Here is a 14,734-nt window from a genome sequence, read left to right on the forward strand (position 1 = left end):
GCACAAGGCGGGTGATGACACCGAATGCTTGGGTTGGCCGTCGCCCCTTACTGATCCGACCCGAATTTGAACTTGCCGTCGCCTTCGAGATACGGGCCGCTGCGCATGTAGAGCTGGCCGTTGTGGCCGATGAAGAACAGCGTGCCTTTCGGCACCTTCTTGGCGCCCTTCAGGAGTTCACCGGCATTGCTGGTGCCCATCTTGTAGGAGAAGGTCTTGCCGTCCTTGTCATAGGCATAGCCGGTGTCGGGCTTGAGCTCCCAGGGCGTTGCCGCGGTCTGCGCCAATGCGGGTGCGCTGAACGCGCCGAGCGCTGCAGTGAGTGCAAGTGCAAATGTCTTCGTTGAAAATGCCATCATCCCATCCTCCCCATCGTTGGGGTTGCCATCTTGAACAAATCACGAACGGCGTTTACAGGTCAATTTGCGAAAGCGCCGCAGCGCATCACGTCCTGCCCAGCAGTTTGTGATTTTCCCTTCGTCCCCGCGCGACTATGTTCCGCTTTCAGTCTAGAACGCAATTCGACAAAAATATTGGTAGGGGGATGATTCGGATGAACCATGTCGTGAAAGCCTGCTCAGCCGCCGCGCTGTTGGTGACGGCGCTGGCGCCCGCCGCCCGGGCGGATGACTACCAGCTCAGCCACAACCAGCGGATTTCGTGCAGCCGTGGCCTCGCCCCGGGCAAGCTGAACACCGCGACCTGCAAGTCCTACACCTACCTGTTCAATACCAAGACCTCGGAATATTTCCGCTGCCAGGTCTCGCTCGCGCTGACCCGCGACAACAAGGAAGTCATCAACGTCCAGACCGACGGCGGCTGCACCAAGAAGCCGCGCATCTTCGAGACCGACGGCAAATACGATTTCGACGCGACCGAGACCGAACCGCCGAACACCAACTCGTTCTTCGGTCCCGGCGGCTACTCGGTCTGGGCCGCCGACGTCACCGCGCAGAAGGTGCGCGGCTGCATCATCATCTCCTCCGGCCTCGGCTCCGACATCTCCAAGTGCCTGGACATGACCTTCCAATAAGGGCTTGCCAGCAAGAGCCTGCCAGTAAGGCTTGCCTGCGCGGCGAGACACGCGCCAGACCCTGACTGCGCCACCTCGCCGCACCCGCGGGTTCCCCAAAAATCGAGCCGGGTCAGCCGTTTACCGCAGTCCTGTTGTGACTTTTGGACGGGTTGACCCGCTTCCCCCATCCGGCCAATTTCCCGGCCGGTTTGGGGAGTACAACAACCATGAAACGGACGATTTTCGGCGCGGCCGCGGCTCTTGCCCTGGCGGCGTCGGCACCTTGCGCGCATGCGCAATCCTTCATCAACGTGCTGACCGGCGGCACCTCCGGCGTCTACTATCCGCTCGGGGTCGCGATCGGAAAGATTTACGGCGACAAGATTCCGAACGTGAAGACGCAGGTGCAGGCCACCAAGGCGTCGGTCGAGAACCTGATCCTGCTCCAGCAGGGCCGCGGTGAAATTGCGTTCACGCTGGGTGACTCGCTCAAAGCCGCCTGGGAGGGCGACGAGGAAGCCGGCTTCAAGACCAAGCTGGACAAGCTGCGCACCATCGGCGCGATCTATCCGAACTACATCCAGATTGTCGCGACCGCCGAATCGGGCATCAAGACGCTCGCAGACCTCAAGGGCAAGAGCCTCTCGGTCGGTGCGCCGAAGTCGGGCACCGAGCTCAATTCCCGTGCGATCCTCGCGGCCGCAGGTATGACCTATAAGGACCTCGGCAAGGTCGAATATCTGCCGTTCGCCGAATCCGTCGACCTCATGAAGAACCGCCAGTTGGGCGCGACGCTTCAATCGGCCGGCCTTGGCGTCGCCTCGCTGAAGGATCTCTCGAGTTCGGCCTCGATCACCGTGGTGTCGGTGCCGAAGGAGACCATCGACAAGATCGGCCCGCCCTTCATCTCGGCAATCATTCCGGCCAATACCTATACCGGCCAGGACAAGGACGTGCCGACCGCGGCCGTGGTCAACTATCTCGTGACGAGCTCCGCGGTGTCGGACGACCTCGCCTACCAGATGACCAAGCTGATCTTCGAGTCGCTGCCCGAATTGCAGAACGCCCATGCCGCGGGCAAGGAGATCAAGCTCGAGGCGGCCGCCACCGGCAGCCCGGTTCCGCTGCATCCCGGCGCGATCCGCTATTACAAGGAAAAAGGGCTGATCAAGTAGTCAGCTTTCGTTTTCGGACGTCATGGCCGGGCAAAAGCGCGAAGCGCGTCTTCGCGCAGATGTCCCGGCCATCCACGTTCTAAGGCTAGGCGAGAAAGTCCGTGGATGCCCGGGACAAGCCCGGGCATGACGGTCTCGAGACGCTGTGCAATGTTAAAAGCGCTGGACGGTTGGGGACATATCGATGTTGCAGGCAGAGGGCTCCGCAGGGCCTATCAAGGTTGAATTCGACAATTTCGAGCACGGTTTTCCGGAAGGTTTTGGTCCGGGCCGGTGGGGCACTCTCGCCTACTGGATCGGCATTGCCTTCGCCACCTTCCAGCTCTATGTCGCCGCCTTCAACTATCTGCCGAGCCAGGTGGTGCGCGGCGTCCATGTCGGCTTCCTCGTTCTCCTCACCTTCGGCCTGATCGCCAACTTTACCGCGAAGAGCGATGTCGGCCGTACGCTCGGCTGGGTGATCGGCGGCGCCGGCTTCTTCTGCGGCCTCTACCAGTGGATCTTCTATGCCGACCTGATCGCGCGCGACGGCGATCCGACGCGGCTCGATCTCGCGGTCGGCACGCTGCTCGCGGTGCTGATCTTCGAGGGCACGCGGCGGCTGATGGGCGCGGCGCTGCCGCTGATGTGCGGCGCGTGTCTTCTCTACTGGTTCTTCGGGCAATATCTGCCGTCGCCGCTCAACCATCGCGGCTACGATTTCGACCAGATCGTCACGCATCTGTCGTTCGGCACCGAAGGTTTTTACGGCGTGCCGATCTACGTCTCGGCGACCTACATCTTCCTGTTCATCCTGTTCGGCTCGTTCCTGGAGCGCGCCGGCATGATCCAGCTGTTCACCGACGTTTCTCTTGGGCTATTTGGCCGGACCCGCGGCGGCCCCGCCAAGGTCGCAGTGTTCGCCTCGGGCATGATGGGCACCATCTCCGGCTCCGGCGTCGCCAACGTCGTCACCGTCGGCCAGTTCACGATTCCGCTGATGATCAGGTTCGGCTATCGCCGCGCCTTTGCCGCCGGTGTCGAGGCGACGGCCTCGATGGGCGGCCAGATCATGCCGCCGGTGATGGGCGCGGTCGCCTTCATCATGGCGGAGACGCTCGGCGTCCAGTACTCGGAAATCGTCAAGGCGGCGGCGATCCCCGCCATCCTCTATTTCGCGTCCGCCTTCTGGATGGTCCATCTCGAAGCCGGCAAGCACGGCCTCGTCGGCATGAAGCGCTCGGAGATTCCGAGCGCCTGGAAGGCGCTGGTGACGCGTTGGTATCTCGTGCTGCCGCTCGCGGCGCTCGTCTACATGCTGTTCGAGGGCTTTACGCCGCTCTATGCTGGCAGCATGGGCCTTGCGCTCACGGTGACGCTGATCCTGGGCGCCAGCATCACGGCCGGCGCCTCCTCGATGGTCGTCCGCTCCATCTTCTGGATCGGACTTGCGCTCGTCGTCGGCGCGCTGTCGCGCGACGGTCTCCAGATCGTGCCGGTCGCGAGCGTCGTCGTCGGACTGATCGTGATCACGGCGTTCGTGCGCGGCGGGTTCGCGGCCTTGCGCGAATGCCGCAATGCGCTGGCCGAGAGTGCGAAGTCGGCGATCACGGTGGGTATGGCCTGCGCCATCGTCGGCGTCATCATCGGCATGATGTCGCAGACCGGCGTCGGCACCATTTTCGGCAGCTGGGTGATCGGTCTCGGCGAGAAGAGCCTGTTCCTGGCGCTGATCATGACCATGCTGCTGTCGATCCTGCTCGGCACCGGCATTCCGACCATCCCGACCTACATCATCACCGCCGCGCTCGCTGCGCCCGCGCTGGCGAAGCTCGGCGTGCCCTTGATCGCGAGCCATATGTTCGCGTTCTATTACGGCATCATGGCCGACCTCTCGCCGCCGGTGGCGCTCGCAGCACTTGCGGCGGCGCCGATCGCGAAGGAGAACCCGGACAAGATCGGCTGGGAGGCGATGCGCATCGCGCTCGCCGGCTACGTCATTCCGTTCATCTTCGTCTATTCCCCGGCGCTGATGCTGCAAGCCGGCGATCCCATGGCGGCCAAGCTCGGCTTCTACGGCGCGGTGGCGCTCGCGACCTTCAAGGCGCTGGTGGCGATCGGCCTGTTCGGCATGGTCGCGATCGGTTTTCTGTTCACGCGCATGACGCTGCTCGAACGCGTGCTCGCGCTCGGAGCCGCGCTCTGCCTGCTCGGCGACTTCCCGTTCAGCGATACCGCCGGCTTCGTGCTCTCCGCCGCGCTGTTGCTGTGGCAATGGCGGCAGCGACCGCCGGCCATCGTCGAAGCGGCGTGAGCCTCTGCTTCGCAACAGCGGGTGGCGTGAAAGCGCTGGCGCTTTCCGCCTTCACGCTGGTGTGGACGCATTCGATCGCGAAGGTCGACTGGCAGGAGGACTGGCGCGTGACGCCTGCCGGCCTCGAACTGGTGCAGGCGCGCGTCAAGGGCACCGGGCCCGGCATGGAGCCGCCGCCCGAGGCGCGGCTCGTCGACGGCTGGTTTCAATGGCAGCCGCAGCGTGCACCGATGCCGGAGGTCGTGCTTGGCAATTCCGGCGCGGCCGGGGAATGGCGGCTATGCCATGATGGAAGCTGCCGGACTCTTTCGGAGATTGTCGGGCATCCCATCGGTGCTAACGTCACCACGATGAAGATTTGTAACGATCCGTAGCCCGGATGAAGCGAAGCGCAATCCGGGAACAGTCGCCCCGGATTGCGCTGCGCTCCATCCGGGCTACAAGAACAACAACACGGGAGAAACGCGATGGATCGGCTCAAGGGCAAGGTTGCGATGGTGGTGGGCGCCGGCTCGATCGGGCCCGGCTGGGGCAACGGCAAGGCGACCGCGGTGACCTTTGCGCGCGAGGGCGCGCAGGTGTTTTGCGTCGACCGCAACGGTGCTGCAGCCGAGGAGACCGCGAAGATCATCACGGGTGAGGGCGGCAATGCGACTGCCTTCACCGCGGACGTCTCGCGCGCGAGCGAGATCGAGGCGATGGTGGCGGCGTGCCTGAAGGCCTATGGCCGCATCGACGTGCTCGACAACAATGTCGGCATCGCCGAGATGGGCAGCGTGGTCGAGGTCGCCGAGGAGAGCTGGGACCGCGTCTTCACTGTCAACCTCAAGAGTGCCTATCTCGCCATGAAGCACGTCGTCCCCGTGATGGTGAAGCAGGGCGGCGGCTCGATCATCAACATCTCCTCGATCGCCTCGATCCGGCATGTCGGGATTTCCTATGTCAGCTACAACGCCAGCAAAGCGGCGATGAACCAGCTGACGCGCTCCACCGCGATCGAGTTCGCGATGAACCATGTGCGGGTGAATGCAATCCTGCCCGGCCTGATGAAGACGCCGATGGTGGAGCATTCCGCGGGTCTCGCGAACAGCTACGCCAAGGGCGACGTCGAGGCGATGTGGCGCGCCCGCGATGCGCAGGTGCCGATGGGGCACATGGGCGAGGCCTGGGACGTCGCCAATGCCGCGCTGTTCCTGGCGTCGGACGAGTCGAAATATGTGACGGGGATCGAGCTCGTGGTCGACGGCGGGATCACGTGCAAGGCGGGGGCGTAGCCTCGCCTCAGCTAACTCCGTCATCCTGAGGTGCGAGTAGCGCAGTGCATGTGCACTGCGCTGGGAGCCTCGAAGGATGAGCGGCCGAGATGTAGCAGCCGGGCCGTCGCCCTTCGAGGGCCGCTGAAGAGGCGGCCACCTCAGGGTGACGGAATTAGCATTGGTGTTTCGGCTACAGATCGATTACTGCGCCAGCGCCAGGATGCCTCCGGCAAACGAATGCCACGCCGCACTCTCGCTGATCGGCCAGTTCAGCACCTTCACCGCCAGCAGCGCGAGCGTGCCGTAGATGTAGACCGGGTGCACGCGGCCATCGGTGCGCCAGTCGCGCACCATGGCGACGACGAGCAGGAGCGAAGCGACCACGGCCGGGGCGATCGTGACGGGCACCGGCGGCGGGCCGGGCGGTCCGGGAGGCGCAAGGAAGGTAATGAACCAGCGCGCGATCGCGGCGTCGAGGATCGAGACCGCGGCAAGCAGCATCAGGCGCTTGTGAATCTCGGACTTTCGCGTGTTGATGATCGCGAGCACGAACACCACCGCGAAGAACGCGATGCCGCTCATCGGCACGATCGAGAAGCCGATGCCGGCATCCTTCTGCCCAAGTGCGGCGGCGTGCTGCATCACGTGCACCGAGGCGAGGAAGCCGAAGATCGTCATCGCGGTCGCAAGCGACACGCCGGCAATCCCGAGCGCGCGGTGATTGACCACGCGGCCCGACGCCGCGAACCAGGTCTGGATCACGAAATAGAGAGACCAGGTGAAGAACAGGAGTCCGTGAAAATGAATCACCGGGCTCGCGGAAAACGTCCGCTGCGCGAGCGGTACGAAATAGGTCGGCGCGAAGCCGAGAAACGCGGTGGCCGCGCAGGCCAGTGCCATATTGAGATAAAAAGATCGTGCAGGCGACGCATCACGCGCGCGTACACGACGGTCGTCGATCAAGGTCGTCATCTGGAATGAGTCTGGAGAGGCGGTGTTTGGTTCAAGCTCCTAACCACCTGGATAGGCCGGGACGCCGCTCAACGCTCGAGCGGAGTTTAACCGCCGGCGCTCAATTCTGCGCGATCGAGCTCTTCCTCGATCCGGTGAAACGCGTCGTCGCCGATCACTTCGGTATCGCGAAGGCCGAGGATCGATTTGCGCGCGGCCTCGATGGCGCGGCGGCGCAGCGGATCGGCGGGCAACTCGCCATTGGCGATGCCGCCGTGCGGATCGTCGTCGGCCTGCATCAGGATGGCGCGGTATTCGAGCCGCAGGATTTCCGCTTCCTCCGACGGATCGTCCTCGATCGCATCGAGCGCGGCGCGATAGGCGACTGCGCGGGCGCGCGCGACCTCGATACCGACGGGATCGTCGTCCTTGAGGCCGAAGGCGAGGATCAGCGGCCGGAGCGTCAGGCCCTGGATGACCAGCGAGCCCAGCACCACCGCAAAGGCGATGAAGACGATGAAGTCGCGATAGGGGAAGTTTTCCGGCAAGGCGAAGGCGGTGGCGAGCGTGACGAGACCGCGCATGCCGCACCAGGAGATGATGAGGCCACCCTTCGGCGAGGCAACCTGCTTGGGATCCTTCGGATGATAGAGCCCGTGCGCGATCAGCACGCGCAGCGTCGCGCGGTAGAACGTGATCCAGGCGAGCCGCACCAGGACCACCGTGAGCAGGATCCAGGCTGCGGCCACGCAATATTCCCAGCGCACCTCCGCGTCGAGCCGCGTCCAGATCGGCCGCATCTGCATGCCGATCAGCATGAAGGCGAGCACGTTGAGCACGAACACCATCGTCTCCCAGACCGCATAGGACGGCACCCGCAACCGCGCCGGCATGCGCGCCCCCGCCGTGCGCGCGACGGTGATGGCGTAGACGACGATGGTGAGGATGCCGGAGAGGCCGAGATGCTCGGCTGCGATCCAGACCATGAAGGTGGTGGCGAACTGCACGATGATCGCGCTCGGCGCTTCCTTCACGCGTTCCAGGAACAGCGGGATGATGCGGCCGGCCAAAAGACCGGCGAGGACGCTGCCGACCAGCCCGAGTGCGATCGTCGGCGCGACCTCGCTCCATTTCAGATGCTCCATGACGACAGCGCCGACCGCGATGCGATAGATCAGGAGCGCGCTGGCGTCGTTGAGCAGGCTCTCGCCCTCCAGCACCTTCACCATGCGATAGGGCAGCTTGACCTGGCTCAGGATTGCAACCGCGGCCGCGGCATCCGGCGGGGCCACGATGGCGCCGAGCGCAATGGCGGCGGCCCAGGGCATGTCAGGCATCAGCCGGTGCGCGACGAAGGCCACGCCGACCGTGGTCAGGCCGACCGCGGCGACCACCAGGGTCGAGACCGGAACCCAGTTGTTGCGGAGATCGCGCAGCGAGGTGTCGAAGGCGGCATCCATCAGCACCGGTGCGACAAAAAGTGCCAAGGCCAGGTCGGGTTCGAGCGTCCAGGACGGGCTGTTCGGCACGAAGGCGATCAGCGCGCCGCCGATGGCGAGAAAGGTCGGGTAGGGGACCTTGATCCGCCGCGCCAGCGCCGATAATGCAACGGCGCCGAGCAGAAGCACGATGATCCATTCGAATGTCGACACGTTGATCCCCGAAACCGATTTTGGCTGTGCCACAAGCTAGCACCAATCCGGCCGTATGATGGATAGTGCGCCCTCAAGGCAAGGCTCAAGCCAAGACCCAGGTCAAGATTCAAGCCAAGATTCAAGCCAAGACTCAGGCCAAGACTTTCCGACTGCAGCAAGCATGCGTTCTCAAAATCTCATTCGATTGTCCGGTGCGGTGGCACTCTGTGCGCTTTCGCTCGGGGCGGCCCGTGCCGCGACCGGCGGCGAGCCCGCCGCCGTCGTGCAGGTCGATGTCGCGCCGTGCCTCGCTGCTGCTGCCGCCGACGACATGGACAAGGCCGGCTCCGCCTGCGCCTCCGTCATCGACAACGAGAAGACGGCCAAGGCCGACCTGGTCAAGGCGCTGATCGCGCGCGGGGCGCTTTATGCTCGGCATGACCAGGTCGACCGCGCGATCGCCGACGACAGCCGCGCTCTTCAGCTCGATCCGACCCTGGCCGACCTCTTCAACGCCCGCGGCGAGCTCTGGCTGAAGAAGGGCGACAAGCCGAAGGCGGTGCAGGATTTCGGCGCCGCGCTGAAGATCGATCCAAACCACGAGAAGGCCAAGGCCAATCACAAGGCGATGGCGCGCGAACTCGAGCGGATCGGCGCGCAGATGGCTGTCGCCGGCAAGCCCAGCTTCAATTGCAGGAGTGCGGCCCGGGCCGTCGAGAAGGCGATCTGCGCCAACCGCGAACTCGCCGATCTCGATCGGGAGATTTTTGCATCGAACGCCCGCGTGATCCGGGAGGCACGCAATCCTGCGGAAGCCAAGACGCTCCAGCGCGAGCAGGACGAGTTCATTGCCCGCCGCAATGCTGGTTATGGGCGATCCGGGTACGATCTGAAGAAGGCGATGCAGGAGCGGCTGCAGCGGATCAACGGGGTGGACGGGTATTGAGGCGGTCTTCGGCTCTCCCCGCAAGCGGGGCGAGGGAGTGCGGGCGGCGGTGCGTCCCTAACAGGCCCGAATTGAACCCATTCCTCGCCCGCCGCGACAATGGTGAAAACCTGATGTCACGGAGTCTTCCTGATGTGCGGCACGCGTTCTTCCGCGCAAATGTTCCCGTTTGCCAAAATCCCGCTTCGCGCCTTCCTGCTCAGCGCCGCGATGAGCCTTGTCCTCGCCGCTCCGGCCTCTGCTGCCGTCGATTGCGTGATGGGCAGCAAGACTGCGCCGGCCGAACTGATCACGGCGTGCGGCGCCATCATCGACCAGACCACCAATTCGAGCTCCGACCGCGCCGCCGCGCTGCTGGTGCGCGCCGACGCCAATGCGCGAACCTCAGGCGGCCTCACGCAGGCGCTGCGGGATATCGACCGCGCCATCGCGCTGGACGGCAGGAATGCAAAGGCATGGCGCCTGCGCGGCGACCTGCTGCGCGAGGCCGGCGGCGATCTCAACCGTGCCGCGGCTGATCTCAGCAAGGCCATCGAACTCGATCCACAGGACGCGGAAGCCTACGAGCTGCGCGGCGTCGTCTACACCAATCAGCGCCGGCTCGACCGCGCGCTCGCCGATTACGACCAGGCGATCAAGCTGAAGCCGGATGATGCGCAGGCCTGGTCCGACCGCGGCGTGAACTATTATCTCGGCGGTGACAACGAGAAGGCGATCCGCGATCTCAGCGAGGCGCTGCGGCTCGATCCGAATCGGCCGCGCGCCTACACCAATCGCGGCGCGGCCTACAAGAAGCTCGGCCAGCTCGACAAGGCGGTCGCCGATGACGGCGAGGCGATCAGGCTCGATCCGAAGGTCCCCGAATATTACGACAATCGTGGCCTGGTACTGGCCGCAATGGGTGAGTACGACAAGGCGATCGCGGACTACAACCAGGCGCTGCGGCTGGCGCCGCGGCCGAACTTCTTCACCAACCGCGGCGATTCCTACCAGCTCAAGGGCGAGCTCGGCGCGGCGCTCAGCGACTACGAGGCCGCGCTGAAGATCGATCCGAATTTCGCGCAGACCTACAACAACCGCGCGGTGCTCTACAAGAAGATGGGCGAGCGCAAGAAGGCGCTGGCCGATTACGAGACGGCGCTGAAGCTCGATCCCGGCAACGAGAACGCGGCCAACGGCCGCCGCACTGTGATGGCGGAGATCGCGAAGTTCGGCGCCGAGCCGCTGCGTCCGCTCGCGGCGAATTCCGGCAACGGCCCGTCGTTCGATTGCGCCACGGCGAAGCGCGAGGTCGAGAAGGTGATCTGCGCCGATCCGCAACTCGGCGTGCTCGATCGCCAGATCGCCGAGACCTATGAGCGCGTGCTGAAGGCCACGAAAGGCCGCTCCGCCGGCGACCTGCGCAAGACCCAGCGCGATTTCCTTAACCTCCGGAATGCGAGCTTCGGCCGGCCCGGCTACGATCTGAGGAAGGTCATGCAGGATCGCTTGCAGCGGCTGAATGCGATGGAGAGTTGAGGCGCCTCTACGCGCACACTGCGTTCCCTCCCCCCCTTGCGGGGGAGGGTTAGGGAGAGGGGTGGCCACAAACTCTAGACTGAGTTCGTGGCCACCCCTCTCTCCCGCTCTCCCCCGCAAGGGGGGAGAGGGCTCACCTTTGTCGTGGCTCCAGCTTGCCTCGATGGCCTTTCTTCCCTCCCTCCCAAAGACCCATCCTTTTCAGCTTGAACCGCGGCCCGTTCCCGGGAAAATACCTCTCAAACAACGCCGGCACTTGATCCCTGTCATGGCGGGACGCTCGTCCTGTCGGTCAGGTCAAGGCCAGGCGAATAAAGGGATGGGAGCGCAGGAATGAACGTCAAGGGAACGAGCCTCTATCACGAGGTCCATGCGCGCTCGCTGGCTGATCCCCAGGGCTTCTGGGCCGAGGCGGCCACGGAGATCGACTGGATCGAGCCGCCAAAGACGATCTTCGATGCCTCGCAGGGCGTCTACGGCCGCTGGTTCATGGGGGGCGTCGTCAACACCTGTTACAACGCACTCGACCGCCATGTCGAACGCGGCCGCGCCGACCAGGTTGCGCTGATCCATGATTCGCCGCTGACCGGCTCGGTCACCAGGTTCACCTATGCCGAGCTATTGGCTGAGGTGCAGGCGCTCGCCGCCATCATGCAGGATTTTGGTGTCGCCAAGGGCGATCGCGTCATCCTCTATATGCCGATGGTGCCGGAGGCCGTGGTCGCGATGCTCGCCTGCGCGCGCATCGGCGCGGTGCACTCGGTTGTGTTCGGCGGCTTTGCCGCCAAGGAGCTCGCCACCCGCATCGATGACGCGCAGCCAAAGCTCATTCTCTCCGCAAGCTGCGGCATCGAACCCGGCCGGATCGTGCAGTACAAGCCACTGCTCGACGAGGCGATCAAGCTTGCGGGCACGAAGCCGAAGGCCTGCATCGTGCTGCAACGTCCCCAGCACATCTGCGACCTCACGCCCGGCCGCGACTACGATTGGGCGAGCCTGCGCCGCAAGGCGATGAACGACGGCAAGAAAGCCCCTTGCGTGCCTGTCGCCGCCACCGATCCGCTCTACATCCTCTACACCTCAGGCACCACCGGTATCCCCAAGGGCGTCGTGCGCGACAATGGCGGCCATCTCGTCGCGGTGAAATGGTCGATGTTCAATCTCTATGGCGTCAAGCCGGGCGAGGTCTGGTGGTGTGGCTCCGACATCGGCTGGGTGGTCGGCCACAGCTACATCATCTATGGCCCGCTGCTGCATGGTGCGACGTCGATCATGTACGAGGGCAAGCCAATCGGCACGCCCGATGCCGGCGCGTTCTGGCGCGTCATCAGCGAGCACAAGGCGGTCGCCTTCTTCACGGCACCGACGGCGTTCCGCGCGATCCGCAAAGAGGATCCGGAAGGAAAGTTCATCCGGCAATACGACCTGTCGCAATTCCGCACGCTGTTCCTCGCCGGCGAGCGTGCCGATCCGCCGACGGTGGAATGGGCGGAGCAGCAGTTGAAGGTGCCGGTGATCGACCATTGGTGGCAGACCGAGACGGGCTGGTGCATCGCCGGCAATCCGGTCGGTCTCGGCATGCTGCCGGTGAAGCATGGCTCGCCGACGGTGCCGATGCCGGGCTACCAGGTCGACGTCGTCGACGAAGCCGCAAAGCCCGTCGGCCCCAACACCATGGGCTCGATCGTCATCAAGCTGCCGATGCCACCGGCCTGCCTGCCGACGCTGTGGAATCAGGATGCGCGCTTCAAGGAAGCCTACCTCACTGAATTCCCCGGCTACTACAAGACGTCGGACGCCGGCTACAAGGATGAGGACGGCTATGTCTTCGTGATGGGCCGCACCGACGACATTATCAACGTCGCCGGCCACAGACTCTCCACCGGCGGCATGGAGGAGATTTTGGCCTCGCATCCAGATGTTGCCGAATGTGCCGTGCTCGGCGTCAAGGACGCGATCAAGGGCGAGGTGCCCTGCGGCTTCCTGGTGCTCAAGGCCGGCGTGAAGCGCGCGCCTGCGGAGATCGAGAAAGAGATCGTCGCGCTGGTGCGCGACAGGCTCGGCCCCGTCGCCGCCTTCAAGCTCGCCATCACCGTCGGCCGCCTGCCGAAGACGCGTTCCGGCAAGATCCTGCGCGGTACCATCAAGAAGATCGCCGATGGCGAAGCCTGGACCATGCCGGCCACGATCGAGGATCCCAAGGTGCTGGACGAGATCGGCGAGGCGCTGAAGGGGAGGGTGTGAGGCGATCTCCGCTGTCATCACCCGCGAAAGCGGGTGATCCAGTACGCCGCGGCCGGAGTTGTGTGACCCAATGACCGCCGCGGAGTACTGGATTCCCCGCCTGCCGCCTACGCTAAAGCTTCGGTGCCCCTGGACCTCAACCCCGGCGAAGCCTTGGCGTAGCCGGGTCGCGGGGAATGACAGCGCGTGGGGAACGACGCCCAGGGACTTACAATCTCCTCATTCCGGGCTAAACAGGGCCGGCCAACAGGGGACCTCGTATGCCACTCGCCACCGCGCCGCGCCTGCTTGTCGCCGTGCTGCTCGCCTTCGCTGTCTCCGCCTGCTCCGCGCGCTACCAGACGCCGGTGGCGGTGGGCGGTGACGATGACGACGCGGTCTGTCAGAGTCGCGGCTATGCGCAGGGCTCGCCCGAATACGTGGCCTGCCGCAAGGACCGCGACGTCCAGCGCAACGCTGCCACCGCCCGGTCCGACCGCCGTCAGCGCGATCTCGGCGAGTACATGCTGAACCATCCCGAGCGGCCGTGACATCGGCTACGGAATTATCCTGCGCATTCATTCGCGTTTCTCGTGACACATCGGCAACGCTACAACCAAATCGTGTCGCGTCAGTCCTGATTTGATCGGCGTCAAATCCATCACCATCCCCTTTCTGCTCTGACGCTGATGTCGCGCAACGACGCGCGAGAGATGGCTGAAGGGGAATGCAATGAACGGAACGACAAAAAACCTGGCGCGGCTTGCGACGGTTGGCGCGATGCTCGTGGGGACTTTTGGCTCGGTGCAGGCGGCCGATCTGCCTGTCTACAAGAAGGCACCGCCGTCGGTAGAAGCGTTCAATCCGTGGATGGTGCGTCTGCGCGTGCTTGGCGTGTTGCCGGATGCCGGTAGCTCAACCGTCAATGTCGCAGGCGTGCCGTCGCTGTCGTCGCCGAATTCCGGGCTCTCGATCAGCGACCAGGTCGTGCCCGAGCTCGACATCAGCTATTTCTTCACCAAGAACATCGCGGCCGAGCTGATCCTCGGCGTGACCAGGCACTCGATCAGCGGCAACGGCTCGCTCGCGAACCTGCCGATCGGCAAGACCACGCTGCTGCCGCCGACGCTGACCTTGCAATATCACTTCGACAATTTCGGCGCGTTCAAGCCGTATATCGGCGCCGGCGTGAACTACACCGTGTTCTTCAACAATTCGGCTGCCAATACGCCAGCCGCCATCGTCGGTCCGCCCGCGATCGTTGCCATCACCACCAGCGTGCACGTCAGCAACGCCTGGGGCGGCGCCGTGCAGTTCGGCTTTGACTACATGCTCGACCGGCACTGGGGTCTCAACGTCGACGTCAAGAAGCTCTGGCTGCGGCCGGATTACTCAGCGACCGTCAGCGGCCTGCCGGTCACAGGCACCGCGCATATCGATCCGTGGCTGGTCGGTGGCGGTGTGACGTACAAGTTTTGATACGTCGTTGCTGTCGTTTTCGAGCTGTCGCCTAGGCGAACCCTGCGCTCCCTCCCCCCTTGCGGGGGAGGGCAGGGGAGAGGGGTAGCCCAGCAAACGGTGCGTGAGAGTCGCGCGAGACGCTTTGAGTTGATGGAGAGAGTCCCCGTGGGGCACCCCTCTCCCTAACCCTCCCCCGCAAAGGGGGAGGGGACTGCAGCTTGCGTGTGGCTGCATCTGTGCCGATCGCGAGGGTCTCCGCAAA

The 14,734-nt window shown here is 64.4% G+C and carries 13 protein-coding genes; 10 read left to right on the plus strand and 3 right to left on the minus strand.

Features of this window, described 5'->3' with window-relative positions:
• Window positions 1-47: 47 nt before the first annotated feature.
• On the minus strand, window positions 48-356 hold the full coding sequence (locus ABIB95_RS31030; protein ID WP_208089254.1) for a hypothetical protein: 309 nt from the start codon (window positions 354-356) through the stop codon (window positions 48-50).
• Window positions 357-553: 197 nt separating this feature from the next.
• Between ABIB95_RS31030 and ABIB95_RS31035 the strand changes: the two genes are divergently transcribed.
• The 5 genes from ABIB95_RS31035 to ABIB95_RS31055 all read left to right on the plus strand — a co-directional run bounded on the left by ABIB95_RS31035 (window position 554) and on the right by ABIB95_RS31055 (window position 5,757).
• Window positions 554-1,033 carry a hypothetical protein gene (locus ABIB95_RS31035; protein ID WP_354114086.1) on the plus strand — a complete coding sequence of 160 codons (480 nt, stop codon included), beginning with the start codon at window positions 554-556 and terminating at the stop codon, window positions 1,031-1,033.
• A gap of 209 nt (window positions 1,034-1,242) precedes the next feature.
• The gene (locus tag ABIB95_RS31040) at window positions 1,243-2,190 is read left to right on the plus strand and encodes a TAXI family TRAP transporter solute-binding subunit (protein ID WP_166348695.1); all 948 of its coding nucleotides are present in this window, start codon (window positions 1,243-1,245) and stop codon (window positions 2,188-2,190) included.
• 184 nt (window positions 2,191-2,374) lie between these two features.
• Window positions 2,375-4,483: a TRAP transporter permease gene (locus tag ABIB95_RS31045; protein WP_354245058.1), complete on the plus strand. Its 2,109-nt coding sequence runs from the start codon at window positions 2,375-2,377 to the stop codon at window positions 4,481-4,483.
• Complete coding sequence (locus ABIB95_RS31050) at window positions 4,444-4,857, plus strand: DUF1850 domain-containing protein (protein WP_354245061.1); 414 nt, start codon at window positions 4,444-4,446, stop codon at window positions 4,855-4,857. The genes ABIB95_RS31045 and ABIB95_RS31050 overlap by 40 nt, the downstream gene beginning before the upstream one ends.
• Before the next feature lie 93 nt (window positions 4,858-4,950).
• Window positions 4,951-5,757: an SDR family NAD(P)-dependent oxidoreductase gene (locus ABIB95_RS31055; RefSeq protein ID WP_354245064.1), complete on the plus strand. Its 807-nt coding sequence runs from the start codon at window positions 4,951-4,953 to the stop codon at window positions 5,755-5,757.
• Window positions 5,758-5,940: 183 nt separating this feature from the next.
• Here ABIB95_RS31055 and ABIB95_RS31060 read toward each other — a convergent pair whose 3' ends face one another.
• Both ABIB95_RS31060 and ABIB95_RS31065 read right to left on the minus strand, forming a co-directional pair.
• On the minus strand, window positions 5,941-6,711 hold the full coding sequence (locus ABIB95_RS31060; RefSeq protein ID WP_354245067.1) for a hypothetical protein: 771 nt from the start codon (window positions 6,709-6,711) through the stop codon (window positions 5,941-5,943).
• 86 nt (window positions 6,712-6,797) lie between these two features.
• On the minus strand, window positions 6,798-8,375 hold the full coding sequence (locus ABIB95_RS31065) for a cation:proton antiporter (protein ID WP_081369119.1): 1,578 nt from the start codon (window positions 8,373-8,375) through the stop codon (window positions 6,798-6,800).
• 130 nt (window positions 8,376-8,505) lie between these two features.
• Here ABIB95_RS31065 and ABIB95_RS31070 point away from each other — a divergent pair, with 130 nt between their 5' ends.
• From ABIB95_RS31070 to ABIB95_RS31090, 5 genes are all read left to right on the plus strand, one after another.
• Window positions 8,506-9,270 carry a tetratricopeptide repeat protein gene (locus ABIB95_RS31070; protein ID WP_354245071.1) on the plus strand — a complete coding sequence of 255 codons (765 nt, stop codon included), beginning with the start codon at window positions 8,506-8,508 and terminating at the stop codon, window positions 9,268-9,270.
• 132 nt (window positions 9,271-9,402) lie between these two features.
• Window positions 9,403-10,788, plus strand: a complete 1,386-nt coding sequence (locus ABIB95_RS31075) for a tetratricopeptide repeat protein (protein WP_354245074.1) — start codon at window positions 9,403-9,405, stop codon at window positions 10,786-10,788.
• A gap of 333 nt (window positions 10,789-11,121) precedes the next feature.
• The gene (locus tag ABIB95_RS31080; RefSeq protein ID WP_354245077.1) at window positions 11,122-13,032 is read left to right on the plus strand and encodes a propionyl-CoA synthetase; all 1,911 of its coding nucleotides are present in this window, start codon (window positions 11,122-11,124) and stop codon (window positions 13,030-13,032) included.
• Window positions 13,033-13,292: 260 nt separating this feature from the next.
• Window positions 13,293-13,562: a hypothetical protein gene (locus ABIB95_RS31085; protein ID WP_354245080.1), complete on the plus strand. Its 270-nt coding sequence runs from the start codon at window positions 13,293-13,295 to the stop codon at window positions 13,560-13,562.
• Between the two features lie 181 nt (window positions 13,563-13,743).
• The gene (locus ABIB95_RS31090; RefSeq protein WP_354245083.1) at window positions 13,744-14,490 is read left to right on the plus strand and encodes an OmpW/AlkL family protein; all 747 of its coding nucleotides are present in this window, start codon (window positions 13,744-13,746) and stop codon (window positions 14,488-14,490) included.
• The last annotated feature ends 244 nt before the right edge of the window (window positions 14,491-14,734 follow it).

Source organism: Bradyrhizobium sp. LA2.1 (assembly GCF_040547725.1).
Classification (GTDB): Bacteria; Pseudomonadota; Alphaproteobacteria; order Rhizobiales; family Xanthobacteraceae; genus Bradyrhizobium; species Bradyrhizobium barranii.

Bases quoted from the DNA above. Each gene is read 5' to 3' on its own strand.
- ABIB95_RS31030 (WP_208089254.1), bottom strand. From the start codon at position 356: ATGGCATTTTCAACGAAGACATTTGCACTTGCACTCACTGCAGCGCTC.
- ABIB95_RS31035 (WP_354114086.1), top strand. From the start codon at position 554: ATGAACCATGTCGTGAAAGCCTGCTCAGCCGCCGCGCTGTTGGTGACG.
- ABIB95_RS31040 (WP_166348695.1), top strand. From the start codon at position 1,243: ATGAAACGGACGATTTTCGGCGCGGCCGCGGCTCTTGCCCTGGCGGCG.
- ABIB95_RS31045 (WP_354245058.1), top strand. From the start codon at position 2,375: ATGTTGCAGGCAGAGGGCTCCGCAGGGCCTATCAAGGTTGAATTCGAC.
- ABIB95_RS31050 (WP_354245061.1), top strand. From the start codon at position 4,444: ATGGCGGCAGCGACCGCCGGCCATCGTCGAAGCGGCGTGAGCCTCTGC.
- ABIB95_RS31055 (WP_354245064.1), top strand. From the start codon at position 4,951: ATGGATCGGCTCAAGGGCAAGGTTGCGATGGTGGTGGGCGCCGGCTCG.
- ABIB95_RS31060 (WP_354245067.1), bottom strand. From the start codon at position 6,711: ATGACGACCTTGATCGACGACCGTCGTGTACGCGCGCGTGATGCGTCG.
- ABIB95_RS31070 (WP_354245071.1), top strand. From the start codon at position 8,506: ATGCGTTCTCAAAATCTCATTCGATTGTCCGGTGCGGTGGCACTCTGT.
- ABIB95_RS31075 (WP_354245074.1), top strand. From the start codon at position 9,403: ATGTGCGGCACGCGTTCTTCCGCGCAAATGTTCCCGTTTGCCAAAATC.
- ABIB95_RS31080 (WP_354245077.1), top strand. From the start codon at position 11,122: ATGAACGTCAAGGGAACGAGCCTCTATCACGAGGTCCATGCGCGCTCG.
- ABIB95_RS31085 (WP_354245080.1), top strand. From the start codon at position 13,293: ATGCCACTCGCCACCGCGCCGCGCCTGCTTGTCGCCGTGCTGCTCGCC.
- ABIB95_RS31090 (WP_354245083.1), top strand. From the start codon at position 13,744: ATGAACGGAACGACAAAAAACCTGGCGCGGCTTGCGACGGTTGGCGCG.